Genomic DNA, 26,094 nt, shown 5'->3' with positions numbered 1-26,094 from the left:
GAAGGGAAGAGCTGATGGCGGAGCCATTGGACGATTACATCGACGCGGTCGGGCGTGCATTGGCTCTGCCGATCGAGGACGCGTGGCGCCCGGCCATCCGCGCCAATCTCGAGGTCTCGCTGAGGATGGCGAAGCTGGTCGACGAATTCTCCCTGCCTGACGAAGCCGAGCCTGCCAGTGTCTTCACCGCTTAGTTCTCCCGAGATGACCGCGAGCGCCATCGCCGCCGCGGTCGCCACCCGCAAGCTCTCCGCCGTGGAGGCCACCGAGGCTGCGCTGGCGCGGATTGCGGCGCGCGATGGTGTGCTGAATTCCTTTACGGACATCACCGCCGAGCGGGCGCGAGCGAGGGCGCGCGCCGTGGATGCGGCCATCGCTGCGGGCAAGCCCGTCGGCCCGCTCGCCGGCGTGCCGTTTGCGGTGAAGAACCTGTTCGACGTCACGGGGCTGCCGACCCGGGCCGGCTCCAGGATCAACCGCGATCGCCCGGCGGCGACGCGGGACTCGACGCTGATCGCGCGGATGGAAGCCGCCGGGGCGGTGTTGGTCGGGGCGCTCAACATGGGCGAATACGCCTACGACTTCACCGGCGAGAACGTGCATGACGGCCCGTCGCGCAATCCGCATGATCCGACGCGGATGAGCGGCGGTTCGTCGGGCGGCTCGGGCAGCGCCGTCGGCGGCGGCCTGGTGCCGATCGCGCTGGGCTCCGACACCAACGGCTCGATCCGCGTGCCGTCCTCGTTCTGCGGCATCTTCGGCCTGAAGCCGACCTATGGTCGGTTGTCGCGCGCGCGCTCGTTTCCGTTCGTCATGAGTCTGGATCATCTCGGTCCGTTCGCGCGCTCAGTCGAGGATCTCGCGCTCGCCTATGACGCCATGCAGGGGCCCGATCCGGACGACGCCGCGTGCACCACGCGGGCACCGGAGCCGGTCTCCGGCCAGCTCTCGCAAGGCATCGGCGATCTGCGCATCGCCCTTGCCGGAGGGCACTTCCAGAAGAATCTGTTTCCCGAAGCCGCCGAAGCGGTCGCTCGTGTCGCGGCCGCGCTGAAGGTCACCGAGGTGATCGAGGTGCCCGAAGCGGTGCGCGCCCGCGCCGCAGCTTACGTCATCAGCACCACCGAGGGCGCCTCGCTGCATCTCGACCGGCTGCGCACGCGCCCGGGTGATTTCGATCCGGCGGTGCGCGACCGCCTGATTGCGGGTGCGATGATTCCGGCGCCGATGGTCGACCGCGCGCAGAAGTTTCGCCGCTGGTACCGCGCCCAGGTGCTGGAGCTGTTCAAGACCGTCGACGTGCTGATCGCGCCTGCAACGCCCTGCGTCGCGCCCAAGCTCGGGCAGGCGACCTTCGTGCTCGACGGCGTCGAGCTGCCGGTGCGCGCCAATATTGGCATTCATACCCAGCCGATCTCGTTCATAGGGCTTCCCGTCGTCGCCGTTCCGATTCCGCTCGAGCCGATGCCCATCGGCGTGCAGATCATCGCGGCGCCGTGGTGCGAACATGTCGCATTGCGTGTGGCCCACGCCTTGCAACAGCTTGGCGTCGCCGCTGCGCCGGCCCCGCGAGGAGTTCTGGAGAATGGAAGTCGATCTGCCTGACGTCGTCGCGGAAGTCACCGCGCAGTTCCAGCGTTATGAACAGGCGCTGATCAGCAACGACGTCGCCGTGCTCGACGAGCTTTTCAAGCAGGACTCCCGCACGCTGCGCTACGGCATCGGCGAGAACCTCTACGGCTACGGCGAGATCGCGGCATTTCGCGCCGCGCGCTCGCCGGCCGGGCTGATGCGGCGGACCGCGCGCACCGTGATCACCGCTTACGGCCGTGACGCCGCGGTCGCCTCGACGCTGTTCTATCGCGACACCGCGCCCGGCAAGGTCGGACGCCAGATGCAGACCTGGATCCGGTTTCCGGAAGGCTGGAGAATCGTCGCTGCCCATGTCAGCATCATCGATGAAGCAAAAGGCGGCTGAGGATGAGCCTGGACGATCTTCCGCCGCGAACGCGGCAGCGGCCCGCCCGCGACTCCGAGATCAAGCGCATCGACCGCGCGCCGCCTGCGGTTGCGAAGATCACCCGCGCCGAGGAGTTGCGCCTGCAACTCGCCGATGAGATCGTGCGCGGCGCGCTGGCGCCGGGGGCGCCGCTGGACGAGACCGAGATCGCCAAGCGCTTCAACGTCTCGCGCACGCCGGTGCGCGAAGCGCTGCGTCAATTGGCGACTTCCGGGCTGATCGAGGCGCGTGCACATCGCGGCGCTGTGGTGGCGCGACCGTCGGCCGACCGCCTCACCGGCATGTTCGAGGCGATGGCCGAGCTCGAGGGCCTGTGCGCCGGTCTCGCGGCGCAGCGCATGACGCCGGTCGAGCGGCAGCGGCTGGAAGCCATCCACGAGGAGCTGCGCAATCTCAGCCACGCCGGCAATCCCGAGCGCTTCCACGAGGTCAACGAGCGCTTCCACAACGCGATCTATGCCGGCGCGCACAATGCCTACATCGCCGAGATCACCTTGGCGACGCGGGTGCGTGTGCAGCCGTTCCGCCGCGCACAGTTCCGCAATCTCGGCCGCCTCGCCAAGTCGCATGCCGAGCACGACCGCGTCGTCGTCGCCATCCTGCGCGGCGACAAGGCCGGCGCGGCGAGCGCCATGAAGGCGCACATCGAGCTGGTGCGCGGCGAATACGAGATCTACGCGGTGTCGGTGTAGCTCTTCGTTCGAGCGGTAGGGTGGGCAAAGCAGCCGCCGTCAGGCGGCAGCGTGCCCACCGTCGGGCCACGGACTCCGCGGCGAAACGGTGGGCACGGCGCCACCGCGATCTCGCTCGTTGGGACAGTACGGGCGCGCCTTTGCCTACCCTACGGCAGCGCACGCAATCATGACGCGCGAAATAGATCAGCCCTTCTGCGCCATATACGCTCGCCAGCCGCCGAACTCCGAGATGTCGCGGGCGCCATCGAGCGCGGCCGGCTCGACGAGGAAGCCCTTGGCGGTGCGGCCGTCCGCCAAGCGGATGGTGCCGACCGACAGCGGCGGCGGAATCAGGTTGACGAACTTGCCGAAGCTCGCCGCCGACAGCGCCCAGAGCTCGACCGCCATCGAAGTACCCTGGCCGTCGTCGATCCGCAGCATGCCGGGCTTGGGCGGCGTGGTCGACAGCGCGTAGAGCTTGTAGTCAGGCGCGGTGGTCGTTGCTTCCAGCAGGCGGCCGCCGAGAGCGGTCAGCTCGTGATTGAGCGCCATGCCAGAGAGATGCGCGCCGACGACGACGACGGCGATCTCGTCGCCATGCAGTGCCGGAGACACGGGCGCGAGCGGCGGAAGCGGGACCGGCTTGGCGCCGACCGGCAGCGCCGTGTCGGCATGGAAGGCGCGCCCGAGACTGGCGAGCGCCGCATCGCGGCCGGCTGGCGCAAGCAGGGTGATGCCGAACGGGACGCCGTCGCTGCGCATCGCAGCCGGCACGGCAAGCCCGCAGAGATCGAGCAGGTTGACGAAGTTGGTGTAGGTGCCGAGCCGGCTGTTCAGCTCGATCGGGTTGGCGAGCACGTCCGCGGTGGTGTAGGCGGTCGGCGCCGTCGGCAGCACCAGCGCGTCGACATCGGCGAAGGTGTGCTCGGCCACCTTGCGCAGCGCCTGCAGGCGGTACAGCGCAGCAAAGGTATCAGCGGCGCTGCCGCGCGCGCCGCCGATGGTGATCTCGCGCGTGACCGGATGGATGGCATCGGGATCGGAGGCGAGGAGATCGCGGATCACGAGATAGCGCTCGGCGACCCAGGGGCCTTCATAGAGCAGCCGCGCGGTCTCGTAAAACGGCTCGAGGTCGAACTCGACCAGCTCTGCGCCGAGCTTGACGAAGCGCGCGGCCGCAGCGCCATAGGCGGCGTCCGCTGCCTTGTCGCCGAAGAAGATCAATTGCCCGGGGCGGGGAATGCCGAGCTTCACGCCCTCGGGAAATGCCGTCACGGCCGCAAGCGGCCGGTCGCGCGAGAACGGATCGAGGGGATCGGGCGCCGCCAGCACCGAGAGCGCCGCGACGGCGTCGTCGACCGTGAGCGAGAACACCGAAATGCAGTCGAGCGTGCGGCAGGCCGGCACCAGCCCCGACGTCGAGATCATGCCGAGGCTCGGCTTCAGGCCGACGATGTTGTTGAGCATCGCGGGCACGCGGCCGGAGCCGGCAGTATCCGTCCCGAGCGCGAGCGGCACGAGACCGGCGGAGACGGCGACCGCCGAGCCCGAGCTCGATCCGCCCGGAACGAGATCGGCGCGCACCGGATTTTTCGGAATGCCATAGGGCGAGCGCACGCCGACGAGGCCGGTGGCGAACTGGTCGAGATTGGTCTTGCCCATGATGATCGCGCCGGCGGCGCGCAGCCGCGCCACCGCGGTGGAATCACGAGATGGCGTGTACGCGAAGGCCGGGCAGGCAGCGGTGGTCGGGAGGCCCGCCACGTCGATATTGTCCTTCACCGCGACGGGCACGCCGTAGAGCGGCAACGATCTGTCCCTGTCGGCGAGGGTTTCGGCCTCCGCGAGCGCGTCCTTCTCGCCGCGCAGGCTGATGAAGATGGCAGGGTCGTTGTGCGCGCGAATCCGGGCGTAGCAGCGCGCGATCGTGTCGCTTGGCGTTGTCAGGCCGGCGCGATGGGCGGCGACGATCTCGGCAATGGTCTCGGTCACGCGGCGCTCCGCGTCTCGTCCGAGCCCAAACTCTGGCCTGCCATTTCCTTGCGCTCCGCTTCGCCAATCCGGCTGCGAACGTAGCAAGCCATGTGCCATTGTGTACACGGCGGGGATGCGGGCCTGATACGGAAAAATATTGAAAGTCAGTAGGTTGGTGCGCCGTCCGGCAGGTCGTCGGGCGTTCGGATGTGGCTGCCGAAGGCGATTTGCCTATTTGGTGAGCAGACTGGGCGCCGCCGCCGCCGCCTAGTACCCGCGCCGCTCGGCCTCCCCGCCCGTGATGCGCGCAAGTCGTGCCTCGGTGGCCGAGCCGGCGCCGCGGGCCGTCCGGAACGATGCGGACGGCGGGCGACCCACGGTAGCTCCCGACGACGGCGCGTCGTCAGCCCCGCTGGGGAAGAACAGCAGCGCAACGCTCAGGCCGAGATTGACCAGGGCGCCAACCCACGTGCCGTGGTGCGATGATGTCGCCGCGTATTCGGGAAACCGGCCGGCGATCACGTAGTCCAGCACCATGACGGCGATCCAGGCCGGGATCACACAGACCGGGTCCCAGCCGATGTCGCGAAAGCGCATCGCCTGCAGCATCAGGTTCGCCACCAGGCACAGGCCGATCAGCACCACGATCGGCAAGCTCACCGTCAGCTCCGACTTCTGAGGGGCGAGGGCGGCAAGACCGACGGCCACGACCACGATCAGGACCACCGAAACCAGCGCAAGACCGAGCGAGGCGAGAAAATATTGCAGACGGCCGAGACGCGCATTGAAACCGAAAATGAACCCCAACATCCGCCTCTCCCCGCAGGCCGCGCCGCAATCGGGAGCGCAGCCGACACGGCATATCAGGGCGAAATTGCCGCGCGCCTTCGCCGATAGCTAGAATTTGAAGGATCGAGTGCGACGGCGCTTTCGCGCTGCGGGATCTCATGCGGCCGAAAATATATCGTTGCTAAAGCAACTAATATGTGGAACGATCGACCCGATCAGCAATGGAGGCGCGGGATGATCCGCGTCTCGAAGAAGGGACGGGAACGTCATGCGCAGCCTGCTCGCCGCAGGCGCGGCCGCTTGCGCGCGCGCCAACAGATTGCCGCAGCGAACGGGTCAGCCGTTCGGCGGCTCCTGCCTGAGTGGCTCAGCTCGCGCCCGTGACGGCGTCGAGATTGTCGTGGATTCGGCGCAGCAGCGTGATCAGGACTTCCCGCTCATCCTTGTCGAGACAGGCAAGCAGACGCCGCTCGCGTTCCAGCGCGGCGATGATGACCTTGTCGTGCGTCGCGCGGCCCTTGGCCGTCAGCGAGATCGAATGGCTGCGGCCGTCCTCCGGATCGTTGCGGATCGCGATCAGGCCGCGGCCCTTCATCAGCGCCAGCGTACGGCTGACCGGCCCCTTGTCGAAGCCGATCACGCTGCAGATGCGCGAGGCCGGGATGCCCGGCTCGATCGCCAGCAGCGACATGATACGCCATTCGGTGACGTTGACGCCGAAATTGCGCTGATAGAACGCGGTGGCGCTGTTCGACAGCTTGTTGGCGATGAAGGTGATGAAGGCCGGCACATAGCGGTCGAGATCGAGCGTGAGGCCTTGCCCCTCAGCTTCGCGCGGCTGCGCCTTGCGCGGCGTCCCGGATTTCTCGCTCATGATCCCCAACGTCCATGCATCGCCACTCATACGGATACGAAAAGCCGCATGACAAGGCCAAACTTCGGGAGCTCCGCATGAACCCAACAGGTCTTTCCCCTGCTGCCGGCGTGGCGCCGGCCATCCCGCACCTCGCCATCGACCCTTTCTCGTATGAATTCTTCGACGATCCCTATCCCGCGCATCAGGAGATGCGCGAGGCCGGCCCCGTCGTCTATCTGGACGCGTGGAACGTCTACGGCGTCGCCCGCTACGCCGAGGTCTATGCCGTTCTCAACGATCCCCAGACGTTCTGCTCCAGCCGCGGCGTGGGCTTGAGCGACTTCGCCAAGGAGAAGCCGTGGCGGCCGCCGAGCCTGATCCTCGAGGCTGATCCGCCGGCGCATACGCGCACGCGCGCGGTGCTGAGCAAGGTTCTGTCGCCGGCCGTCATGAAGCGGCTACGCGACGGCTTCATGGCGGCGGCCGAGGCCAAGATCGACGAGCTCGTAGGCCGGGGCTCGTTCGACGCCATCCCCGATCTCGCCGAGGCCTATCCGCTGTCGGTGTTTCCCGATGCGCTCGGGCTGAAGCCGGAGGGGCGCGAGCATCTCATTCCCTATGCGAGCCTGGTGTTCAACGCGTTCGGTCCGCCGAATGAGCTGCGCCAGCAGGCGATCGAGCGCTCGGCGCCGCACCAGGCCTATGTCACGGAGCAGTGCCAGCGCGACAATCTCGCGCCCGGCGGCTTCGGTTCCTGCATCCACGCCTTCACCGACAGCGGCGAGATCACGCCGGCCGAAGCGCCATTGCTGGTGCGCTCGCTGCTGTCGGCCGGGCTCGACACCACCGTCTACGGCATCGGTGCTGCCGTCTATTGCCTCGCGCGCTTCCCCGACCAATGGGCGCGACTGCGCGCCGATCCCTCGCGCGCCCGCAACGCCTTTGAGGAAGCCGTCCGCTTCGAGAGCCCGGTGCAGACCTTCTTCCGCACCACCACGCGTGACGTCGAACTCGGCGGCGTCACGATTCCCGAAGGCGAGAAGGTGCTGATGTTCTTAGGTAGCGCCAATCGCGACCCGCGCCGCTGGGAGCAGCCCGACGCCTACGACGTCACCCGAAAAGTCTCAGGCCATGTCGGCTTCGGCTCGGGCATCCACATGTGCGTCGGCCAGCTCGTCGCGCGACTCGAAGGCGAGGCGGTGCTGACGGCGCTCGCACGCAAGGTCGGGAGCATCACGATGAGCGGCGAGCCGAAGCGCCGCTACAACAACACGCTGCGCGGGCTGGAGAGCCTGCCGGTCACCTTTACTCCAGCCTGAGCTGTCCCATGACCACGATCACTTTCATTCATCCCGACAACCGCAGCGAAAGCGTGGAGGTCGAGGACGGCGCCAGCGTCATGCTGGCGGCGCTGACCCACCGCATCGACGGCATCGTCGCCGAATGCGGCGGCAACGCTGTCTGCGCCACTTGCCACGTCTATGTCGACGACGCCTGGACCGGCAAGCTCGATCCCGTGTCCGACGATGAGGATGCGCTGCTGGACGGCACCGCCGCCGAGCGAAGGCCGAACAGCCGGCTGTCCTGCCAGATCAAGGTGCAGCCGGCGCTGGCCGGACTGGTGGTGCGCATTCCGGATCGGCAGAGCTGATTTCGCAACTGGAGACGATCTCCAGTCGCAACGACAACAATCAAACAAGCAACACACGGGGAAGGACATCATGAAGCAGCTGAATTCGTGCGCGCTGGCGCTGGTCGCAATATTCTGCCTTGCAGGCGCGGCGCGGGCCGGCGAGATCTCGGACAATGTCGTACGCGTCGGCGTGCTCAACGATATTTCCGGCATCTTCCAGGACACCAACGGCATGGGCTCGGTCGAGGCCGCGCGCATGGCGGCGGAGGATTTCAACGGTGGCGGTAAAGGCATCAAGGTCGAGATCGTCTATGCCGATCACCAGAACAAGGCCGATGTCGGCTCGGCGATCACGCGCAAATGGCTCGATGTCGACAAGGTCGATGCCGTCGTCGACGTGCCCAACTCGGCCGTGGGCCTCACCGTCAACGAGCTGCTGCGCAACAGCCGCATGACGTTCCTGGCCTCGTCCACCGCGAGCTCCGATCTGACCGGCAAGGCGTGCTCGCCCAACACCATTCAGTGGGTCAACGACGCCTGGGCGACCGGCAACACCACGGCAGCCGCGATGATGGGCCACGGCGGCAAGGACTGGTACTTCATCACTGTCAACTACGCGCTCGGCCAGGGCATCGAGGCGGAGGCCACCAACTACATCGAGAAGCACGGCGGCAAGGTGCTCGGCTCGGCCAAGCATCCCCTCGGCACGACGGACTTCGCCTCGTTCCTGCTGCAGGCGCAGGGCTCGAAGGCCAAGGTGATCGGGCTGGCGAATGCGGGCGGCGACACCATCAATGCGGTCAAGCAGGCATCCGAGTTCGGCATCCAGCAGGGCGGCCAGTCGCTGGTCGCGTTCCTGCTGTTCATCAATGACATCCATGGCATGGGCTTGAAGGCGGCGCAGGGCCTGCAACTGCTCGAAGCCTTCTACTGGGACATGGACGACGATACCCGCGCCTTCGCCAGGCGCTTCGCGGCGCGCCCCGGCATGAACGGCAAGATGCCGAGCGGCAACCAGGCCGGCGTCTACGCCTCGACGCTTGCCTATCTCAATGCGGTTGCGGCCACCGGCAGTGACGATGCCAAGGACGTCGTGCCGCAGATGAAGACGGTGAAGGGCAAGGACAAGCTGTTCGGCGATGTGACGATCCGGGCCGACGGCCGCGTGATCCACCCGATGTATCTGTTCGAGGTCAAGAAGCCGGAGGAGTCGAAATATCCTTACGACTACTATCGTCTGGTCTCGACGATTCCGGCCGAGCAGGCGTTCCGGCCGATTGCGGACGGTGGTTGCGCGCTGGTGAAGTGACGCTCGTTGCGAGTGATACCGAGAGTATCGCAGCCGGCCGTGTCAGGCTGACGCGGCCGGTTCTGCTGTGCTGCGGTATCCTTAACAGGCACTATAGTTCTTGCCTTTGTCCATTTCCGGGAATTATGGTGCATGGATCGATGACCCGCAGGATGAGCACCGCGCGACGGATGCTGCGGCGAAACGCCGCCGCTGGTCGTGCTACTGCGTGCCGGCGACGAAACAACGATAAGAACGATTTGCTTGAGGGGAGGGAAGACCATGAAGAGGTTCTGGCTGGCGGGTGCCGCGGCACTGCTGTTTTCGAGCACGGCCTTTGCCGGCGACACCATCAAGATCGGCTTCGTCTCGACGTTCAGCGGTCCGACCGCCGTGATCGGCAACGACATGCGAAATTCGTTCGAGCTCGCGCTCGACCATCTCGGCCGCAAGATCGACGGCAAACCGGTCGAGGTGATCTACGAGGACGACCAGCAGAAGCCTGACGTCGGCAAGCAGAAGACCGAGAAGCTGGTGCAGTCCGACAAGGTCGATTTCATCGTCGGCTACATCTGGTCGAACGTGCTGCTGGCGTCGCTGAAGACCGCGGTGGATTCCCAGACCTTTCTGATCTCGGCCAATGCCGGCCCGTCGCAGCTCGCCGGTGAATTGTGCTCGCCTTACGTGTTCTCGACCTCCTGGCAGAACGACCAGACGCCCGCCGCGATGGGCCTCTACATGAACCAGAAGGGCGTCAAGTCGGTGTTTCTGATCGGCCCGAACTATGCGGCCGGCAAGGACATGCTGGCGGGCGTGAAGAGCACCTTCAAGGGCCAGGTCGTCGGTGAGGAATACACGGTGTGGCCGAGCCAGCTCGACTTTTCCGCGGAGCTCTCCAAGGCGCGCGCCTCGGGCGCCGAATCCATCTTCGTGTTCTATCCCGGCGCTGCCGGCGTGCAATTCCTCAATCAATATTCGCAGGCCGGCCTCAAGGAGAAGATGCCGCTCTACACCGCCTTCACCGTCGACGAATTGTCGCTGCCGCTGCAGAAGGACAATGCGATCGGCGTGCCCGGCGCCCAGGAATGGGTCAACGACCTGCCGAACGAGCAGAACAAGAAATTCGTCGCCGACTACCGCAAGAAATACACCGGCCTGCGTCCGACCTATTACGGCGCCCAGGCCTATGATGCGGCGCAGCTGATCAACAGCGCCGTGGTTGCGGTCAAGGGCGACACGTCCAAGAAGGACGCGATGAAGGCCGAGATGGAGAAGGCCAACTTCAAGTCGCTGCGCGGCTCCTTCAAGTTCGGCAACAACCACATCCCGATCCAGAACTTCTACCTGCAGGACGTGGTCAAGGACGCCGACGGCCAGCTGTCGCTGAAGATGGTCGCCACCATCGTCGAGAACGACCAGGACCGCTTCCACGACAAGTGCCCGATGAAGTGAGCGGAAAGAATTCCGAGCCAGGGGGCGAAACAGGCCTGGAATTTGCTTGAAGCTTAAAACATCTCCGGCCTAAGATCGGGACGGACATGGCGGCAGCGCCTGGAACGGGTTCTGCCGCCGTCTTTTTGAGCGTGAAGTGAGGGGCATGCTTCTCGTCGTCGAACAATTCCTGAACGGGCTGCAGTTCGGACTGCTGCTGTTCCTGCTGGCCGCCGGCCTGACGCTGGTGTTCGGCATCATGGACCTCGTCAACCTCGCCCACGGCTCGCTCTACATGATGGGCGCCTATTTCGCGGCGACCTTCGTGGCCTGGACCGGCAGCTTCGTGCTCGGCGCGGTCATGGCGCTCGGTGCCACGCTTCTGCTCGGCATCGTGCTCGAATTCACGGCACTGCGCCATCTCTATGGGCGCGACCATCTCGACCACGTGCTCGCGACGTTCGGCCTGATCCTGTTCTTCAACGAGGCCGTCCGGCTGATCTGGGGCCCGGCGGGACTGGCGCTGCCGCTGCCGTCCTGGCTCGCCTTCCCGGTCACGATCCTGCCCGGTATCCAATATCCGGCCTATCGGCTTGCGATCATCGTCGTGGCGTTGCTGGTGGCGCTTCTGCTCTATCTCGGCGTGATGAGGACGCGGATCGGCATGCTGATCCGCGCAGGCGCCTCCAACCGCGAGATGATCGGCGCGCTCGGCATCAACATCAAGCTGCTCTACACGTTGGTGTTCGGCCTCGGCGCCGCGCTCGCCGGCCTCGCCGGGCTGATGCAGGCGCCGATCCTCACGGTGCAGATCGGCATGGGCGAGAACATCCTGATTCTCGCCTTCGTGGTGATCGTGATCGGCGGCATCGGCTCGATCCGCGGCGCCTTCATCGCCGCGATCATGATCGGCCTGATCGACACCATGGGCCGCGCCTTTCTGCCCAATCTGCTGCGCCAGGTCCTGAACTCGGCCGCGGCCTCCACTGCGGCGCCGGCGATGTCGTCGATGCTGATCTATCTCCTGATGGCGATCGTGCTGGTGGCGCGGCCTGAAGGTCTGTTTCCGGCCAACCGCAGATGAAATCCTCGCTCAACGTTTCGACCATCGTGGCCATCATTGTCGTGGCCGGCCTGGTGCTGCTGCCGGTCTATTCGAACCTCTCCGGCAACATCTTCATCCTCACGCTGTTCACCCGCATCGTGATCCTGGCGCTGGCGGCCGTCAGCCTCAACCTGATCATGGGCTATGGCGGCATGATGAGCTTCGGCCATGCCGCCTATCTCGGCATCGGCGGCTACGCCGTCGGCATCCTGGCGCAGGAGGGCATCGGCTCCGGCTATGCACAGTTCGCGGTCGCCATCGCGGTTTCGGCGCTCTATGCGCTGGTCATCGGCGCGCTCTCCCTGCGTACCCGCGGCGTCTATTTCATCATGATCACGCTGGCCTTTGCGCAAATGGCCTACTACGTCGCGTCCGGCCTCGCCCGTTACGGCGGGGATGACGGGCTCACGGTCTACAAGCGCAGCGATTTCGGCGGCCTGATCAATCTCGGCAACCGCGTGCAGTTCTATTATCTCTGCCTGTTCTGCCTGCTTGCCGTCGTGGTCCTGATCTGGCGGATCGTCAATTCGCGCTTCGGCCTGGTGCTGCAGGGCCTGCGCTCCAACGAGCAGCGCATGCAGGCGATCGGCTTCCCGTCGAAGCGCTACAAGCTGGCGTGCTTCGTCATCGCCGGCATGCTCTGTGGCCTGTCCGGCGCGCTGCTTGCCAACAACACCGATTTCGTCAGCCCTGCCGTGATGTACTGGACCCGCTCCGGCGACCTCATGGTGATGGTCATCCTCGGCGGCATGGGCACCCTGATGGGGCCGGTCGTCGGCTCGGTCGTGTTCCTGGTGCTGGAAGAGGTGCTGTCGCAGATCACCGAATATTGGGCGCTGATCATGGGGCCGCTGCTGCTGCTGATCGTGCTGTTCGGCCGCGGCGGCATCATGGGCATGCTCGGGAGGTTGAACCGTGGCTGAACCTCTGCTTCGCGTCGACAATCTCGTGCGCCGGTTCGGCGGCATCGTCGCGACCGATCACGTCTGTCTCGACGTTGCCAAGGGCGAGATCCACGCCATCATCGGGCCGAACGGCGCCGGCAAGACCACGCTGATCAGCCAGCTCACCGGCCACCTGGCGCCGCATGCGGGTCGCATTTTCTTAGGGGGCCGCGACATCTCGCATTTCCCCGCCTATAAGCGCAGCGCGCTGGGGCTGGCGCGTTCGTTCCAGATCACCTCGCTGCTGACCGACTTCACCGCGGCCGACAATGTCGCGCTTGCGGCGCAGGCCCATGACGGCAAGCACTCGTTCCGTTTCTTCGCCGCCGCGCGCAAGGACAAGCCGCTGCGTGCCGCCGCGCACGCCGCGCTGGAGCGCGTCGGTCTCGGCCATCGCGCCGATGTGCTGGTGTCGAAGCTCAGCCATGGCGAGCAGCGCGAGCTGGAGCTCGCGGTCGCGCTCGCCACCAAGCCGCAGCTCCTGCTGCTCGACGAGCCGATGGCCGGCCTAGGGGTGACCGAGTCGCAGCGCATGGTGAAGCTGCTGAACGAGCTGCGCAAGGAAGTGTCGATCGTGCTGGTCGAGCATGACATGGAGGCGGTGTTCGCGCTCGCCGACCGCATCTCGGTCCTCGTCTATGGTCGCATCATCGCCTCGGGCAAGCCGGACGAGATCCGGCAGAACGAGGAGGTCAAGCGCGCCTATCTCGGCGATCAGCACGTGGTGGTCGGCCATGGTTGATCTGGGGACAAGCGCCATGCTGCTCGAGGTCGACGGCATCGAGACCTGTTACGGCCTGAGCCAGGTCCTGTTCGGCCTGTCGTTGGCGATCCGTCCCGGCGAGATGGTCTCGCTGATGGGCCGCAACGGCATGGGCAAGACCACCACGATCCGCTCGATCATGGGTCTGACCCAGGCCCGCGCCGGCCTGATCCGCTTCAGCGGCCAGGAGACGCGAAAGCTGCCGTCCTACAGGATCGCTCAGCTCGGCATCGGCCTGGTGCCGGAGGGACGGCAGATCTTTCCGAATCTGACCGTCACCGAGAATCTCGTGGCGGCCTCGGCCAACCGGCTCGGCGCGTCCGATCCCTGGACGCTCGACAAGATCCACGCGCTGTTTCCGCGGCTGGCCGAGCGCGGCGGCAACATGGGCAATCAGCTCTCCGGCGGCGAGCAGCAGATGCTGGCGATCGGCCGGGCGCTGATGACCAACCCGAAACTCCTCATTCTCGACGAGGCGACCGAGGGCCTGGCGCCGTTGATCCGAGAGGAGATCTGGAACTGCCTGTCGCTGCTGAAATCGCGCGGGCAGTCGATCCTGGTGATCGACAAGAACGTCGGGCATCTGACCCGCATCTGCGACCGCCACTACATCATCGAGCGTGGCCGCACCGTGTGGCACGGCACGTCGGAGCAACTGATGGCCGAGCCCGAGCTGCAGCACCGCTATCTGGGGATTTGAGGGCGGCGCGCTGCCGGCTATTCCGACGTGGAAGCGGATTGACTCAAATCAAGATCGCGTCGGGCGTTGGGGCGTAGATTTTGACAGTTGCCCCGACATGCGCTGATTTTTCGCATTGAGGCGCGGCTTGGACGGGATTATTTTTCCAGGGTAGTAGTTTGTTTTTCCTTTTATCAGAGGTTGAACAGATGCGTGCACCTCGTATCCGAATCGAATCACCACAGAAAGCCGTGGCCAGCCTGCGCGGCTTCTGGTCTGTTCATTCCGACCTTGAGACGGGGCTGTGTCTCGCCTTCATGCTGATCGTCGGAATCATCGTGAAAATGACGCCGCCACTCTAGACCTCAGCGATGGAACGGGATGTACTTCTGGTACTCCTTCGGCACCCGGCTGCGATAGCGCGACGGCACCGTGCCGCTGCGCAGGGAGTCCTCGACTTCCTTGCGCGTGCTGGTCCTCGTCCGCGTCTTCTTCGGCGCGGTCGCCTCGCTGGCCGGCTTGGCGTCGCCGGGTTTCTCGGCCGAGGCGGCTGGTGCGGGAGTGGCTGTCGGCGTGGGGCTTGCGGCGGGAGCAGGTTGCGCCGGCGCATCGGGAGCGGGCGCGCTCTGCGCGAAGGCTGCATCGGCGGCGAGGCTGAGAGCCAGAATGGTTGCCAATGCGATCCCGGAAGACCTGATCATATCAACGAGACTCCAAGCGACTGCGATTGACGTGCCTGCCTGATGATGTCGCCCCCGCGCACCGGACGGTTCATGCGGTCGTTGCATGGCCGGCGTCGGCTGATGCGCCACATCGCCCAAGAAGAATTCTGAGTGCCTGATTTTTGAGCACAGCGTGCCGCCGGTTCCGTTGAATCGCAAGCATTTTTCCTGGCATGCGGATTGCTCCCCTTGTTGATCAGAGTTGGCAGCTAGGGTTCCGGTTCTCCATCGAGAATGCTGGTCCGAGAGCAGCCGCCAGGGGAGAGCCCTGGTGCACGGCGGGATAAAAACCCGGGAGACCTCAGTGGCCGCGCTTGGCAGGCACGAGGTTCTTCATGCCAGTCCGCGGTCAGAAAACCGATGAGGGACTGGACATGGGAAAAGCGCGAAATCTGTTTGTTGCACTGCTCGCTGCATCGACGCTGGCGACCGCATCGCTGTCGCCCGCGTCAGCTGAGAAGAAGAAGGAATTCAACATCGCCTGGACGATCTATGTCGGCTGGATGCCGTGGCCGTATGCGGCCGAGTCCGGCATCGTCAAGAAATGGGCCGACAAATACGGCATCTCGATCAAGGTCACCCAGATCAACGACTACGTCGAGTCGATCAACCAGTACACCGCCGGCAAGTTCGACGGCGTCACCGTCACCAACATGGATGCGCTGACCATCCCCGCTGCCGGCGGCGTCGACACGTCGGCCATCATCATGGGCGACTATTCCAACGGCAATGACGGCGTGGTGCTGAAGAAGGGCAAGACCATGGCCGACATCAAGGGCCAGAAGGTCAACCTCGTCGAGCTCTCGGTGTCGCACTATCTGCTGGCGCGCGGCCTCGAGACCGTGAAGCTGTCCGAGAAGAACATCAAGACCGTCAACACCTCCGACGCCGACATCGTCGCCGCTGCGAAGTCGCCCGACACCACCGCGGTCGTGACCTGGAATCCGCAACTCTTGGAGGTGAAGGCCGAGCCGGGTGCGAGCCTGGTGTTCGACTCCAGCAAGATCCCCGGCGAGATCGAGGATCTCCTGGTCGTCAACAGCGCGACGCTCAAGGACAATCCCGAGCTCGGCAAGGCGCTGACCGGCATCTGGTACGAGACCATCGCGCTGATGAAGGACCAGAGCGAGAAGGGCAAGGCCGCCCGCGAGGCGATGGCCAAGCTGTCGGGCACCGATCTCGCCGGTTTCGAGACCCAGCTCAAGACGACGTTCATGTACTACGAGCCGAAGGATGCGCTCGCCTTCATGACCGGACCGGAGCTGCCGAAGATCATGGATCTCGTGCGCACCTTCTGCTTCGATCACAATCTGCTTGGCGAGAAAGTGAAATCGAAGGACGCGGTCGGCATCTCCACGCCAACGAAGGCGCTGGGCGCGGCCAGCAACGTGAAGCTGCGCTTCGATCCGACCTTCATGAAGATGGCGGCCGAAGGGAAGCTCTGACCGTGTTCCCGCCGGGCAACCAGTGTCTCCCCTCATCCTGAGGAGCTTGCGCGAGCGCAAGCGTCTCGAAGAATGACGCCCGGATCGGGGCTTCATGGTTCGAGACGGCGCTGGTGCGCCTCCTTTCAATGAGGAATGATGGAGTCTGTCGATGCCGCGTGCCATGAACGTCGTTCCGAACCGGGGCAGCCGGCTGTTGCTGGCCCTGTTGCCGTTCCTGCTGATCGCGCTGATCTATGTGGTCGGATCGGCGCAGCGGCGCGCGGACAATCCCGACGACAAGCTGCTGCCGCCGGTCTCCGAGATGGTCGCGACCTCCAAGCGGCTCGCGACCGAGCCTGATCGCCGCTCCGGCGACTACGTGCTGTGGTCCGACACGGCGGCGAGCCTGCAGCGCCTCGCGCTCGGGCTCGGCATCGCGGCGGTGATCGGGCTCGTGCTCGGACTCGCCATCGGATTGCTGCCGGTGGCCGGCGCCGGCTTCGGCACGCTGGTCGCGGTGCTGTCGATGATCCCGCCGATGGCGGTGCTGCCGGTTCTGTTCATCGTGTTCGGTCTCGGCGAATTGTCTAAGGTGGTGCTGATCGTCATCGGCGTCACGCCGACGCTGGTGCGCGATCTCTCACTCGAGGTGCAGGCCATGCCGCGCGAGCAGCTGATCAAGGCGCAGACCCTGGGCGCCTCGACCTGGCAGGTCGCGATCCGTGTCGTGTTGCCGCAGATCATGCCGCGCCTGATCAAGTGCCTGCGGCTGATGATCGGCCCGGCGTTCCTGTTTCTGATCTCGGCGGAGGCCATCGCCTCCGACGTCGGGCTCGGCTACCGCATCTTCCTGGTCAGGCGCTATCTGTCGATGGACGTGATCCTGCCCTATGTCGTCTGGATCACGCTGCTCGCCTATCTGTTCGACCTGGCCTTGGTGTGGATCGGCCGGCGCGCGTTCCCCTGGGCATATGACGGCGGAGCGCGCTGATGAGCACGCTCTCGTTCCGGAATGTCTGGGTCGAATACGGCAACCAGGTGGTGCTCGAACGCATTAATCTCGAGATCGCCTCCGGTACGTTCCTGTCGATCGTCGGTCCTTCCGGCGCGGGCAAGAGCACCTTTCTGCGTCTGATCCTCGGCCAGGAGAAGCCGACGCAAGGCGCCGTGCTGCTCGACGGCCAGCCTTTCCCGGCCGAGCCGGGGCCGGACCGCGGCATCGTGTTCCAGCGTTACTCGGTGTTTCCGCATCTGACCGTGCTCGGCAACGTGCTGCTCGGCTATGAGCTCGCCGCCTGCCCGTTCACGGCGCGGCTGTTCGGGGCGGCGCGCAAGGAGGCGATGGAGAAGAGCCTCGCGCTGATCGAGGCCGTCGGCCTCGCCGAGCATCGCGACAAATATCCAAGCGCGTTGTCCGGCGGCATGCAGCAGCGCCTGGCGATCGCGCAGGCACTGGCGAAGCAGCCGCGCGTGCTGCTGCTCGATGAGCCCTTCGGCGCGCTCGATCCCGGCACCCGCGTCCAGATGCATTCGCTGATCAAGCCGCTGTGGCGCGAGCACAACATGACCATCGTGATGGTCACCCACGACATCAAGGAGGCGTTCGGCCTCGCCACGCGGCTGATCGCACTCGACCGGCCGCGCAAGGATCCACAGGCGCCGGAGCGGTTCGGCGCGCGCATCACCTACGACCTCGATCTCACCCGCGACAGCGCCGTGCCCGTGCTCGGTTTCATCCGCGCCAGCGTGCAGGCGGCGCAATAGTCAGTTCAAGAAACGTCGAAAGAAACGAAGGAGAGCTTTCATGTCATTCCCATCGATGCGCCGGTCACGCCGTGCCGGCTTGCAGCCGCTGCGCCGGAGCATGCGCCGTCACCATCCGGACTTCGACAAGATGGCCACGCAAGGCTGGCAGGCGCTGGAGGCCGAGGGCAAGCTGCCGACCAACGGCTGGCGCAAGGAGCGGCAATGGGCGCTCGACATGGGCCTGCCCGGCGCCGACAGTCTGACCGATCGCGACATCCCGACCTTTGCGCGCGGTGAGCTGCCGCATTTCGCCGGGATCAACACCTTCATGAAGGCGCCCTATGTCGAGAACGTCCGTGACGTCGCCAAATACGACGCTGCCGTGATCGGCATTCCCTTCGATTCCGGCACCACCTATCGCCCCGGCACCCGCTTCGGGCCGCAGGGCATCCGCCGCATCTCCGCGCTCTACACGCCCTACAACTACGAGCTCGGGGTCGACCTGCGCGAGCAGATGACCCTGTGCGATGCCGGCGACGTCTTCACCATTCCCGCCAACCTCGAAAAGAGCTTCGACCAGATCAGCCGCGGCGTCGCGCATGTGTTCTCGTCCGGAGCGCTGCCGATCATGCTCGGCGGCGACCATTCGATCGGATTCCCCTGCGTGCGCGGCATCGCGCAGTGTACCGACAAGCGCATCGGCATCATCCATTTCGACCGTCACATCGACATCCAGGAGAAGGATCTCGACGAGCGCATGCACACCACGCCCTGGTACTGGGCGACCAATTTGCCGAACGTCTCGCCGACCAACCTGGTGCAGCTCGGCATCGGCGGCTGGCAGGTGCCGCGCGAGGGTGTCGAGGTCGCGCGCAAGCGCAACACCAACGTCCTCACCATCGCGGACATCGAGAAGATCGGCCTGGAGAAGACCGCCGAGATCGCGCTCGACCTGGCCTGGAAGGATGCCGACGCGGTCTACATCTCGTTCGACGTCGACTCCATCGATTGCGGCTTCGTGCCCGGCACCGGTTGGCCCGAGCCCGGCGGCTTCCTGCCGCGCGAGGCGCTCAAGCTGCTCGGCCTCGTCGCCGCCGAGGGCCTATGCGGCCTCGAAGTGGTCGAGGTCTCGCCGCCCTATGACACCTCGGACATCACCGCGCTGATCGGCGTCCGCGTCGTGGTCGAGGCGCTCGGCTCGATGGTCGCGCACGGCAAGCTCGGCAGCCACAAGCACATCATCAACAAGCCGGTCAGCTATTGAGGCCCGCGATGCGACATCATCACCACCATCACGGCCATGATCACCACGCGCATGATCACGACGATCATCATGACCATCCGCCGCACGGCCCCGGGCACAACCATGCGCACGGGCGCGTACCGGTGCAGTGGCAGACGCCGCACCAGCCGGAGGGCGCCAAGCCGGTCGCGGTGACCGAGCCCGACCTCGACAAGGTCGAGGCCGCCTTCGTCGACGGTTTCATCGCCGCCCCCGATCCGACCAGCTTCCTGCGGCTGGCGCGCGTCCCGTTCGAGATCCTGCGCGACGGCGCCAGCCTCAAGCTGCTGCGGGTGGAGATCGATGCGCTGACCGATGTCGGCAGCCTGACGCCGCATCTCGGCGGCGGCACCTTCCGCTACGATCCGCTGCCGTCGAACTTCATCTCACGCCGCCGCCGGCTGCGCTTTGTCTATTTCGACGGCACCGGCCTGTTGCCGCTGACCTATGCGGAGCTGCGGGAGATCGAGTGACCAGCTCAGAACTCAAGGCAGCGGCGTTCGCTTGAGCGCCGCTGCAAGCGCCTCGAAGCGCCCGGTGACTTCCGGCAGCACGAATGCGCGCACGGTCGAGGCCGCCGCGACGCCGATCACCAGCACGATGACATATTGGGCGGCGAGCAGCAGCGTGACGCGCCGGAGCCAGTGCGATCGCGGGCGCTCGGCGGCGCGCGCCGCGACCGGCGGCGGCGCATCGGAGGCGATCAGCCAGTCGTCGTGCTCTTGCGAGGATTCGGACATTGCTCAGTGCCCCGAGAGCAATTGCTCGAGGCGCGATTTGAGCTGCCTGTTGGCGCGCTCCTGCAGGCGCAAGGCGCGCGCCGTTTCGAGATCGATCACCTCGCCATCGTCGTGAAGGAAGGCGAGGCCGGCGCCCGCGCCGTCGCGCCACACCATCTGCGCCGGTCGTGACCATCCGCGCCGTTCGATGCTGATCTCGACGCGGTCCGGCAGCAGCACGCTGCCCTCGAGCTCGACCTTGACGCCGCGGTGGTTGAAATTGCGCACGACGCAGGCCAGCGTCGAGCAGCCTGAATTGAAGGTCAGCACGCCGCCATAGTAGACGCGCTGGCGAGCCTCGCGACGACGATTTTGCATCCCACGTCCTCCAGTGACTTAACGATTGATTAATCAATCGGAGGGTGTGTGGCGAGTCTCGCCGGTATTGAAATGTGGGTGGTGGTTAATGCGTACCGGACGCTTGCGGCGCGATCGAAGTCGCACGACGTCTCACGCCCGCGCGAACATCCGGGCGTCGCCCGTCAGCACCGGCTGCACGGCATCGCTCAGCCGCACAGCGGCCGCCTCGACCGACAGCCCCGCCGTATCGACCACCGCATTGGCCCTCGCGTACAGCGGCTCGCGGCTCGCCAGGATGTTTCGCAGCTCGGCCATCGCCGAGCGGTCGTCGGCCATCGGCCGGAGGTCGCCCTGCTTACGCACACGCCCCATGTGCTCCTCCGGCTCGGCCTTGAGCCAGATGGTGTAGAACGAGGTCAGGATCAGGTCGAAGGTGACCGGCTCGGAGACGATGCCGCCGCCGGTCGCCAGCACCATCGGCTCCTTGCGCGCGAGCAGTTGCACCAGGGCGGCCTGCTCCATGCGGCGAAAGCCTTCCTGACCGTAGAGCGCGATGATCTCGGCAACCGAAAGCCCGTTCTGCCGCTCGATCTCCTTGTTCAGCTCGACGAAGCTCCAGCCGATCCGCTCCGCCAGCATCTTGCCGAGCGTCGACTTGCCGGCGCCGCGCAGGCCGATCAGCGCAATGCCTGAGAACGAACGCCGCAATGGCGCCGATGCGCTGCCGGCAAGCAGCTCCTTGACCTCCGCGATCTGGCTCGGGGTCGCCTTCTTCAGGAGATCGCGAATGACCGGCCAGTCCGGCGATGGCTCGCCGCCGGGGATGATGTCGTCGAGCGGCGCGTTGATCGCATTGGCGATCCGGCGCAGCAGCACGATCGAGACATTGCCCTTGCCGCTTTCGAGCTGGGCGATGTAGCGCTCGGAAATCCCGGAGACCTCGGCCAGCACCTTGCGCGACATGCCGGCGAGCCCGCGCATCCGCCGCACCCGCTGGCCCAGCTGGTCGAGGAAATCGGTCTCGGCCGCGGACTGGCCGTCGTCGCGCGGGGCATCGCTGTGTGGCGTCATATCCCTGAGGTACTCTTTTGACCAGGAAACATAATGCCGAGGAGGATTGACAGCAAGCGACGTTGATGGCCTTGTATGAATTATAATTCAAAAATCCGGGGAGAATGCCGTGAAGTCGTACAATGCGGTATCGTGGTTGCTTGACCGCAATGTCGAGGCGGGCCGCGGCGACAAGCTCGCCTACACGGACACGGTCTCGGAGCTGACCTATCGCGGTCTGCAACAGCAGACCTGCCGCGTCGCCAACATGCTGCGCCGCCTTGGCGTCCGCCGCGAGGAGCGCGTGGCGATGATCATGCTCGACACGGTGGATTTCCCCGCGGTGTTTCTCGGCGCGATGCGCGCGGGCGTCGTCCCGGTGCCGCTCAACACGCTGCTGACCTCGGAGCAATACGCCTATGTGCTCGCCGACTGCCGCGCCCGCGTGCTGTTCGTGTCCGAGGCGCTGTATCCGGTGGTGAAGGACATTGTCGGCCGGATGCCGGATCTCGATTGCGTCGTCGTGTCCGGCGCCAATGCCTTCGGCCACAAGCTGCTCACCGAGGAGCTCGCGCGCGAGAGCGATCAGTTCGACACGGTGGCGACCCACGAGGATGAGCCTGCGTTCTGGCTGTATTCATCCGGTTCGACCGGCATGCCCAAGGGCGTGCGCCATCTGCACGGCAATCTCGCCGCGACGGCCGAGACCTATGCCAGCCAAGTGCTCGGCATCCGCGAGAGCGATGTCTGTCTGTCAGCCGCAAAGCTGTTCTTCGCCTATGGCCTCGGCAATGCGCTGACCTTCCCGCTGTCGGTCGGCGCAACCACGATCCTCAACTCCGAGCGCCCGACGCCGGCGCTGATGTTCAAGCTCCTCAACCGCTACAATCCGACCATCTTCTACGGCGTGCCGACCTTGTTCGCCGCGATGCTGCACGATGAGTCGCTGCGCCATGAGAAGGCCGGCAGCGCTCTGCGCATCTGCACCTCGGCCGGGGAGGCGCTGCCGGAATCGGTCGGCAATGCCTGGAAGGCGCGGTTCGGCGTCGACATTCTCGATGGCGTCGGCTCGACCGAGCTGCTGCATATCTTCCTGTCCAACGCGCCCGGGGACATCAAATACGGCTCATCGGGGCGCCCTGTGCCGGGCTATCAGGTTCGTCTTGTCAATGAGGCCGGCCAGGACGTGCCGGACGGCGAGGTCGGCGAGATGCTGGTGCATGCACCGTCCGCCGGTGAGGGCTACTGGAATCAGCGCCACAAGACCCGCTCGACCTTCGAGGGCTATTGGACGCGCACCGGCGACAAATATGTCCGCGACGCCGATGGGCGCTACACCTTCTGCGGCCGCTCCGACGACATGTTCAAGGTCTCCGGCATCTGGGTGTCGCCGTTCGAGGTCGAGAGCGCCCTGATCACGCATCCCTCCGTGCTCGAAGCGGCCGTGGTGCCGGAAGCCGATCCGGAAGGCCTGTTGAAGCCCAAGGCCTATGTCGTGCTGCGCCCGAGCGTCGATCGCTCGACCCTGCACGAGGCACTGAAGGAACACGTCAAGCAGAAGATCGGCCCGTGGAAATATCCGCGCTGGATCGAGGTGGTGGACAGCCTGCCGAAAACCGCGACCGGCAAGATCCAGCGCTTCAAGCTGCGCGAGGGGGCACATTAGCTGTCATTGGCTGTCATTCCCGCGCGCGCCGCAGTCGCGAATCCGGAAGCTCGACGTGGGTGAGATCAAGCGACAGACAATCTCAAGATTCCGGATCGGCCCAGCTTCGCTGCGCCGTCCGGAATGTCGGGGCCGGGATATGTGCATGGTGACGCAACTCATCGCCGCGAACTCCGCTCGGCTCTCTCCCCCCTTGTGGGGGAGAGGTGGAGAGGGGGGTACCACGCGCGCCGGTGCGTGTGGCTTACCCCCCTCCCTAGCCCTCCCCCACAAGGGGGGAGGGAACGAGGGAGCGAGCTGCGGGAGCATTTTACATCACGTGCAGACGGAGCGGTCGCGATGGCGCTAGCTGCATCAGGCTTCCTCACCATCGACACCGCTCAACTCGAACATCGCTTGATCGGTCCGCAGCCATCCGACGCGCCATGCATCGTGCTGCTGCATGAGGGCCTCGGCTCGGTCGGCCTGTGGGGCGATTTTCCCGACAAGCTCCAAGCCGCGACCGGCGCCTCCGTGTTCGCCTATTCGCGCGCCGGCTACGGCGCCTCAAGCCCGGTGACGCTGCCGCGGCCGCTCGACTACATGCAACGCGAGGCCCGCGATGTGCTGCCGAAGCTACTTGATGCGATCGGCTTCCAGCGCGGTCTCCTCGTCGGCCATTCCGATGGCGCCTCGATCGCGGCGATCTACGCCGGCGGCCGCGCCGATCATCGCCTCGACGGTGTCGTGCTGATCGCCCCGCACGTGATCGTCGAGGACGTCTCGGTCGCGTCGATCGCCGCTATCAAGACCATTTACGAAACCACGGAGCTGCGCGCCAAGCTCGGACGCTGGCACAAGGACGTCGACAACGCGTTCCATGGCTGGAACGGCGCCTGGCTCGATCCGGCATTCCGGGCCTGGGACATCACCGGCGACCTCGCCTACATCCGCGTCCCCGTCGCGGTGATCCAGGGCATCGACGACCAGTACGGTACCATCCGCCAGGTCGAGATCATCCAGGAGGAGTGCTACTGCCCGGTCGAGGTGACGATGCTTCCCAAGACCGGCCATTCCCCGCATCGCGAGTCGCCTGACGCCACCTTGCGGGTCATCGCCGAGTTCGCGGCCGCGACCTTGCCGGCCCCGGCATCACGAACATGAAACAAAGTGCATGTTTCGGCTTTTTGTCGTAGACGTCGGTCAAAACATGAATTATTGTGCATCTCAACGATAAGCACTCCAACGAAGGGTGACTCATGGCCGGGGAAGACCGCGTGCTCGCGGGAGGCAAGACGTTCATCGATTTTCAGACCGATCCCTCCCGCTACAAACATTGGAAGCTCTCGATCGACGGCGAGGTGGCGACGCTCGCCATGGACGTCGACGAGAATGGTGGCCTGTTCGAGGGCTACCAGCTCAAGCTCAATTCCTATGATCTAGGTGTCGACATCGAGCTGGCGGACGCCGTGCAGCGGCTGCGCTTCGAACACCCCGAGGTGAAGGTGGTCGTGCTGCGCTCGGCCAAGCCGCGTGTGTTCTGCGCCGGCGCCAACATCCGCATGCTCGCGGGCGCCACCCATGCCCACAAGGTGAACTTCTGCAAGTTCACCAACGAGACCCGCAACGGCTTCGAGGATTCCAGCGAGAATTCCGGCCAGCGCTTCATTACCGTGGTGAACGGCACAGCGGCCGGCGGTGGCTATGAGCTCGCGCTCGCCACCGACCACATCATCCTCGCCGATGACGGATCGTCCTCGGTGTCGCTGCCGGAGGTTCCGCTGCTCGCCGTGCTGCCGGGCACCGGCGGCCTGACGCGCGTCGTCGACAAGCGCAAGGTGCGCCGCGATCGCGCCGATGCGTTCTGCACGACGGAAGAGGGGGTCAAGGGCAAGCGCGCCGTGCAGTGGCGGCTGGTCGATGAGATCGCGCCGAACTCCAAGGTCGATGCCAAGGTGGCCGAACGCGCCAAGGAGTTCGCGGCCGCCTCCAAGCGCAACGGCAGCGGCAAGGGCGTTGCGCTCACGCCGCTCAAGCGCGTGATCGATGCGTCAAGCGTACGCTACGGCTTCGTCAACGTCGACATCGATCGCGCCGCCCGCATCGCCACGATCACGATCTCGGCCCCCGAAGCCGCGCCGCCCGCCGACATCGACGGCATGATCGCGCAGGGCGCATCGTTCTGGCCGCTGCAGGTTGCGCGCGAGCTGGATGATGCCATCCTGCATCTGCGCATCAACGAGCTCGGCATCGCCATGCTGGTGTTCAAGTCGCATGGCGAGCGCGCCCAGGTGCTGGCCCATGACGCCTTCCTGGAGGCCAACAAGGCGCATTGGCTGGTCAACGAGATCCGTCACTATTGGAAGCGCGTGCTGAAGCGCATCGACGTCACGTCGCGGACGCTGGTGACCTTGGTCGAGCCCGGCTCCTGCTTCGCCGGCACACTCGCCGAGCTCGTGTTCGCCTCCGACCGCTCCTACATGCTGATCGGCACCATCCAGGGCGACAACCGTCCGGCGCCGGCGATCGAATTGTCGGCGATGAATTTCGGCCCCTATCCGATGAGTCACGGCCTGACGCGGCTGGAGTCGCGCTTCCTCGCTGATCCCAACGATCTCGAGCGTGTCCGCGCGCAGACTGGCAAGCCGCTCGAGGCCGACGAGGCCGAGGAGCTCGGCCTCGTCACCTTCGCGCTCGACGACATCGACTGGGAGGACGAGATCCGCGTCTTCCTCGAGGAGCGCGCCAGCTTCTCGCCGGACAGCCTCACCGGACTCGAAGCCAATCTACGCTTCGCCGGCCCCGAGACGATGGAATCGAAGATCTTCGCCCGCCTCACCGCCTGGCAGAACTGGATCTTCCAGCGGCCCAACGCGGTCGGCGAGGAGGGCGCGCTCCGGCGCTACGGCACCGGCGAGCGGCCGAACTACGACATGACGCGAGTGTAAGGGGAGCGAACGGGGAGTGGCGAATAGCGAATAGGGAAG

Annotated in this window: 28 protein-coding genes and 1 riboswitch; of the genes, 21 read left to right on the top strand and 7 right to left on the bottom strand. The window is 65.6% G+C overall.

Annotation, left to right across the window (positions count from 1 at the left end):
• The first annotated feature begins 14 nt into the window (after nucleotides 1-14).
• From QX135_RS12560 to QX135_RS12545, 4 genes are read left to right on the top strand one after another with little or no spacing between them, the layout of a single operon-like run.
• The gene (locus QX135_RS12560; RefSeq protein ID WP_315801629.1) at nucleotides 15-194 is read left to right on the top strand and encodes a DUF4089 domain-containing protein; all 180 of its coding nucleotides are present in this window, start codon (nucleotides 15-17) and stop codon (nucleotides 192-194) included.
• Between the two features lie 10 nt (nucleotides 195-204).
• Entirely contained in the window at nucleotides 205-1,605 is a 1,401-nt protein-coding gene (locus QX135_RS12555; RefSeq protein ID WP_316181385.1) for an AtzE family amidohydrolase, read from the top strand.
• On the top strand, nucleotides 1,586-1,978 hold the full coding sequence (hpxZ, locus tag QX135_RS12550) for an oxalurate catabolism protein HpxZ (protein ID WP_315740543.1): 393 nt from the start codon (nucleotides 1,586-1,588) through the stop codon (nucleotides 1,976-1,978). The genes QX135_RS12555 and hpxZ overlap by 20 nt, the downstream gene beginning before the upstream one ends.
• A gap of 2 nt (nucleotides 1,979-1,980) precedes the next feature.
• Nucleotides 1,981-2,712 carry a GntR family transcriptional regulator gene (locus QX135_RS12545; RefSeq protein WP_315740542.1) on the top strand — a complete coding sequence of 244 codons (732 nt, stop codon included), beginning with the start codon at nucleotides 1,981-1,983 and terminating at the stop codon, nucleotides 2,710-2,712.
• Nucleotides 2,713-2,898: 186 nt separating this feature from the next.
• On the opposite strand, the gene atzF is transcribed toward QX135_RS12545, so the two are convergent.
• The 3 genes from atzF to QX135_RS12530 form a co-directional block, all read right to left on the bottom strand.
• Nucleotides 2,899-4,686: an allophanate hydrolase gene (atzF, locus tag QX135_RS12540; protein WP_316181225.1), complete on the bottom strand. Its 1,788-nt coding sequence runs from the start codon at nucleotides 4,684-4,686 to the stop codon at nucleotides 2,899-2,901.
• 249 nt (nucleotides 4,687-4,935) lie between these two features.
• A complete protein-coding gene (locus QX135_RS12535) occupies nucleotides 4,936-5,478 on the bottom strand; it encodes a DUF805 domain-containing protein (protein ID WP_315757664.1) in 543 nt (180 codons plus the stop codon).
• Between the two features lie 346 nt (nucleotides 5,479-5,824).
• The gene (locus QX135_RS12530; protein WP_315740539.1) at nucleotides 5,825-6,331 is read right to left on the bottom strand and encodes a MarR family winged helix-turn-helix transcriptional regulator; all 507 of its coding nucleotides are present in this window, start codon (nucleotides 6,329-6,331) and stop codon (nucleotides 5,825-5,827) included.
• 77 nt (nucleotides 6,332-6,408) lie between these two features.
• On the opposite strand from QX135_RS12530, the gene QX135_RS12525 reads away from it, so the two are divergent.
• The 9 genes from QX135_RS12525 (at nucleotide 6,409) to QX135_RS12485 (ending at nucleotide 14,518) form a co-directional block, all read left to right on the top strand.
• Nucleotides 6,409-7,632 carry a cytochrome P450 gene (locus QX135_RS12525; RefSeq protein ID WP_316181228.1) on the top strand — a complete coding sequence of 408 codons (1,224 nt, stop codon included), beginning with the start codon at nucleotides 6,409-6,411 and terminating at the stop codon, nucleotides 7,630-7,632.
• Nucleotides 7,633-7,640: 8 nt separating this feature from the next.
• Nucleotides 7,641-7,964, top strand: a complete 324-nt coding sequence (locus QX135_RS12520; RefSeq protein ID WP_316181230.1) for a 2Fe-2S iron-sulfur cluster-binding protein — start codon at nucleotides 7,641-7,643, stop codon at nucleotides 7,962-7,964.
• 70 nt (nucleotides 7,965-8,034) lie between these two features.
• Nucleotides 8,035-9,255 carry an ABC transporter substrate-binding protein gene (locus tag QX135_RS12515; RefSeq protein WP_316181232.1) on the top strand — a complete coding sequence of 407 codons (1,221 nt, stop codon included), beginning with the start codon at nucleotides 8,035-8,037 and terminating at the stop codon, nucleotides 9,253-9,255.
• A 261-nt stretch (nucleotides 9,256-9,516) separates the two neighbouring features.
• Nucleotides 9,517-10,686 (top strand): ABC transporter substrate-binding protein, encoded by a 1,170-nt coding sequence (locus QX135_RS12510; protein WP_315740535.1) that lies wholly within the window; start codon nucleotides 9,517-9,519, stop codon nucleotides 10,684-10,686.
• Nucleotides 10,687-10,831: 145 nt separating this feature from the next.
• Nucleotides 10,832-11,749: a branched-chain amino acid ABC transporter permease gene (locus QX135_RS12505; protein WP_315740534.1), complete on the top strand. Its 918-nt coding sequence runs from the start codon at nucleotides 10,832-10,834 to the stop codon at nucleotides 11,747-11,749.
• Entirely contained in the window at nucleotides 11,746-12,693 is a 948-nt protein-coding gene (locus QX135_RS12500) for a branched-chain amino acid ABC transporter permease (protein ID WP_315827950.1), read from the top strand. Before QX135_RS12505 ends, QX135_RS12500 begins: the two co-directional genes overlap by 4 nt.
• Nucleotides 12,686-13,456, top strand: a complete 771-nt coding sequence (locus tag QX135_RS12495) for an ABC transporter ATP-binding protein (protein ID WP_315740532.1) — start codon at nucleotides 12,686-12,688, stop codon at nucleotides 13,454-13,456. The genes QX135_RS12500 and QX135_RS12495 overlap by 8 nt, the downstream gene beginning before the upstream one ends.
• Nucleotides 13,457-13,472: 16 nt before the next feature.
• Complete coding sequence (locus QX135_RS12490; protein ID WP_316181387.1) at nucleotides 13,473-14,177, top strand: ABC transporter ATP-binding protein; 705 nt, start codon at nucleotides 13,473-13,475, stop codon at nucleotides 14,175-14,177.
• Between the two features lie 188 nt (nucleotides 14,178-14,365).
• The gene (locus QX135_RS12485) at nucleotides 14,366-14,518 is read left to right on the top strand and encodes a transporter (RefSeq protein ID WP_316181235.1); all 153 of its coding nucleotides are present in this window, start codon (nucleotides 14,366-14,368) and stop codon (nucleotides 14,516-14,518) included.
• 3 nt (nucleotides 14,519-14,521) lie between these two features.
• Here QX135_RS12485 and QX135_RS12480 read toward each other — a convergent pair whose 3' ends face one another.
• Complete coding sequence (locus QX135_RS12480) at nucleotides 14,522-14,857, bottom strand: hypothetical protein (RefSeq protein WP_315740531.1); 336 nt, start codon at nucleotides 14,855-14,857, stop codon at nucleotides 14,522-14,524.
• A 219-nt stretch (nucleotides 14,858-15,076) separates the two neighbouring features.
• A riboswitch (guanidine-I (ykkC/yxkD leader) is annotated at nucleotides 15,077-15,178 on the top strand.
• A gap of 74 nt (nucleotides 15,179-15,252) precedes the next feature.
• On the opposite strand from QX135_RS12480, the gene QX135_RS12475 reads away from it, so the two are divergent.
• The 5 genes from QX135_RS12475 (at nucleotide 15,253) to QX135_RS12455 (ending at nucleotide 19,806) form a co-directional block, all read left to right on the top strand.
• Nucleotides 15,253-16,323, top strand: coding sequence for a putative urea ABC transporter substrate-binding protein (locus tag QX135_RS12475; RefSeq protein ID WP_316181236.1), 1,071 nt, complete (start codon nucleotides 15,253-15,255; stop codon nucleotides 16,321-16,323).
• Nucleotides 16,324-16,474: 151 nt separating this feature from the next.
• Nucleotides 16,475-17,296, top strand: a complete 822-nt coding sequence (locus QX135_RS12470; protein ID WP_316181238.1) for an ABC transporter permease — start codon at nucleotides 16,475-16,477, stop codon at nucleotides 17,294-17,296.
• Nucleotides 17,296-18,069: an ABC transporter ATP-binding protein gene (locus tag QX135_RS12465; RefSeq protein ID WP_316234100.1), complete on the top strand. Its 774-nt coding sequence runs from the start codon at nucleotides 17,296-17,298 to the stop codon at nucleotides 18,067-18,069. The genes QX135_RS12470 and QX135_RS12465 overlap by 1 nt, the downstream gene beginning before the upstream one ends.
• Before the next feature lie 40 nt (nucleotides 18,070-18,109).
• Nucleotides 18,110-19,315, top strand: a complete 1,206-nt coding sequence (locus tag QX135_RS12460; RefSeq protein ID WP_316181241.1) for an agmatinase family protein — start codon at nucleotides 18,110-18,112, stop codon at nucleotides 19,313-19,315.
• A 122-nt stretch (nucleotides 19,316-19,437) separates the two neighbouring features.
• Nucleotides 19,438-19,806 carry a hypothetical protein gene (locus QX135_RS12455; protein WP_315773763.1) on the top strand — a complete coding sequence of 123 codons (369 nt, stop codon included), beginning with the start codon at nucleotides 19,438-19,440 and terminating at the stop codon, nucleotides 19,804-19,806.
• A gap of 12 nt (nucleotides 19,807-19,818) precedes the next feature.
• Here the strand turns inward: QX135_RS12455 and QX135_RS12450 are convergent, their stop codons facing one another.
• From QX135_RS12450 to QX135_RS12440, 3 genes are all read right to left on the bottom strand, one after another.
• A complete protein-coding gene (locus QX135_RS12450) occupies nucleotides 19,819-20,073 on the bottom strand; it encodes a hypothetical protein (RefSeq protein WP_316173223.1) in 255 nt (84 codons plus the stop codon).
• Nucleotides 20,074-20,076: 3 nt separating this feature from the next.
• Nucleotides 20,077-20,430 (bottom strand): PilZ domain-containing protein, encoded by a 354-nt coding sequence (locus QX135_RS12445; protein ID WP_315717130.1) that lies wholly within the window; start codon nucleotides 20,428-20,430, stop codon nucleotides 20,077-20,079.
• 132 nt (nucleotides 20,431-20,562) lie between these two features.
• Nucleotides 20,563-21,483 carry a helix-turn-helix transcriptional regulator gene (locus QX135_RS12440; RefSeq protein WP_316181244.1) on the bottom strand — a complete coding sequence of 307 codons (921 nt, stop codon included), beginning with the start codon at nucleotides 21,481-21,483 and terminating at the stop codon, nucleotides 20,563-20,565.
• 109 nt (nucleotides 21,484-21,592) lie between these two features.
• On the opposite strand from QX135_RS12440, the gene QX135_RS12435 reads away from it, so the two are divergent.
• From QX135_RS12435 to boxC, 3 genes are all read left to right on the top strand, one after another.
• Nucleotides 21,593-23,128 (top strand): benzoate-CoA ligase family protein, encoded by a 1,536-nt coding sequence (locus QX135_RS12435; RefSeq protein WP_315773696.1) that lies wholly within the window; start codon nucleotides 21,593-21,595, stop codon nucleotides 23,126-23,128.
• A 339-nt stretch (nucleotides 23,129-23,467) separates the two neighbouring features.
• Nucleotides 23,468-24,271: an alpha/beta hydrolase gene (locus QX135_RS12430; protein ID WP_316234099.1), complete on the top strand. Its 804-nt coding sequence runs from the start codon at nucleotides 23,468-23,470 to the stop codon at nucleotides 24,269-24,271.
• A 95-nt stretch (nucleotides 24,272-24,366) separates the two neighbouring features.
• Nucleotides 24,367-26,055, top strand: a complete 1,689-nt coding sequence (boxC, locus tag QX135_RS12425; RefSeq protein WP_316231526.1) for a 2,3-epoxybenzoyl-CoA dihydrolase — start codon at nucleotides 24,367-24,369, stop codon at nucleotides 26,053-26,055.
• Nucleotides 26,056-26,094: the final 39 nt, after the last annotated feature.

Origin of the sequence: Bradyrhizobium sp. SZCCHNR1098 (genome assembly GCF_032489375.1) — a bacterium.
Taxonomy (GTDB): domain Bacteria; phylum Pseudomonadota; class Alphaproteobacteria; order Rhizobiales; family Xanthobacteraceae; genus Bradyrhizobium.
This window is presented reverse-complemented; position numbering and strand designations above follow the sequence as displayed.

Excerpts from the sequence above, each read along its gene's own strand:
- QX135_RS12490 (WP_316181387.1), top strand. The coding sequence starts at position 13,473 with ATGCTGCTCGAGGTCGACGGCATCGAGACCTGTTACGGCCTGAGCCAG.
- QX135_RS12535 (WP_315757664.1), bottom strand. The coding sequence starts at position 5,478 with ATGTTGGGGTTCATTTTCGGTTTCAATGCGCGTCTCGGCCGTCTGCAA.
- QX135_RS12555 (WP_316181385.1), top strand. The coding sequence starts at position 205 with ATGACCGCGAGCGCCATCGCCGCCGCGGTCGCCACCCGCAAGCTCTCC.
- QX135_RS12450 (WP_316173223.1), bottom strand. The coding sequence starts at position 20,073 with ATGTCCGAATCCTCGCAAGAGCACGACGACTGGCTGATCGCCTCCGAT.
- QX135_RS12430 (WP_316234099.1), top strand. The coding sequence starts at position 23,468 with ATGGCGCTAGCTGCATCAGGCTTCCTCACCATCGACACCGCTCAACTC.
- QX135_RS12465 (WP_316234100.1), top strand. The coding sequence starts at position 17,296 with ATGAGCACGCTCTCGTTCCGGAATGTCTGGGTCGAATACGGCAACCAG.
- hpxZ (WP_315740543.1), top strand. The coding sequence starts at position 1,586 with ATGGAAGTCGATCTGCCTGACGTCGTCGCGGAAGTCACCGCGCAGTTC.
- QX135_RS12505 (WP_315740534.1), top strand. The coding sequence starts at position 10,832 with ATGCTTCTCGTCGTCGAACAATTCCTGAACGGGCTGCAGTTCGGACTG.
- QX135_RS12445 (WP_315717130.1), bottom strand. The coding sequence starts at position 20,430 with ATGCAAAATCGTCGTCGCGAGGCTCGCCAGCGCGTCTACTATGGCGGC.
- QX135_RS12440 (WP_316181244.1), bottom strand. The coding sequence starts at position 21,483 with ATGACGCCACACAGCGATGCCCCGCGCGACGACGGCCAGTCCGCGGCC.
- QX135_RS12530 (WP_315740539.1), bottom strand. The coding sequence starts at position 6,331 with ATGAGCGAGAAATCCGGGACGCCGCGCAAGGCGCAGCCGCGCGAAGCT.
- QX135_RS12510 (WP_315740535.1), top strand. The coding sequence starts at position 9,517 with ATGAAGAGGTTCTGGCTGGCGGGTGCCGCGGCACTGCTGTTTTCGAGC.
- QX135_RS12475 (WP_316181236.1), top strand. The coding sequence starts at position 15,253 with ATGGGAAAAGCGCGAAATCTGTTTGTTGCACTGCTCGCTGCATCGACG.
- QX135_RS12525 (WP_316181228.1), top strand. The coding sequence starts at position 6,409 with ATGAACCCAACAGGTCTTTCCCCTGCTGCCGGCGTGGCGCCGGCCATC.
- QX135_RS12460 (WP_316181241.1), top strand. The coding sequence starts at position 18,110 with ATGTCATTCCCATCGATGCGCCGGTCACGCCGTGCCGGCTTGCAGCCG.
- QX135_RS12470 (WP_316181238.1), top strand. The coding sequence starts at position 16,475 with ATGCCGCGTGCCATGAACGTCGTTCCGAACCGGGGCAGCCGGCTGTTG.
- QX135_RS12500 (WP_315827950.1), top strand. The coding sequence starts at position 11,746 with ATGAAATCCTCGCTCAACGTTTCGACCATCGTGGCCATCATTGTCGTG.
- QX135_RS12520 (WP_316181230.1), top strand. The coding sequence starts at position 7,641 with ATGACCACGATCACTTTCATTCATCCCGACAACCGCAGCGAAAGCGTG.
- QX135_RS12515 (WP_316181232.1), top strand. The coding sequence starts at position 8,035 with ATGAAGCAGCTGAATTCGTGCGCGCTGGCGCTGGTCGCAATATTCTGC.
- QX135_RS12545 (WP_315740542.1), top strand. The coding sequence starts at position 1,981 with ATGAGCCTGGACGATCTTCCGCCGCGAACGCGGCAGCGGCCCGCCCGC.
- QX135_RS12485 (WP_316181235.1), top strand. The coding sequence starts at position 14,366 with ATGCGTGCACCTCGTATCCGAATCGAATCACCACAGAAAGCCGTGGCC.
- QX135_RS12480 (WP_315740531.1), bottom strand. The coding sequence starts at position 14,857 with ATGATCAGGTCTTCCGGGATCGCATTGGCAACCATTCTGGCTCTCAGC.
- QX135_RS12560 (WP_315801629.1), top strand. The coding sequence starts at position 15 with ATGGCGGAGCCATTGGACGATTACATCGACGCGGTCGGGCGTGCATTG.
- boxC (WP_316231526.1), top strand. The coding sequence starts at position 24,367 with ATGGCCGGGGAAGACCGCGTGCTCGCGGGAGGCAAGACGTTCATCGAT.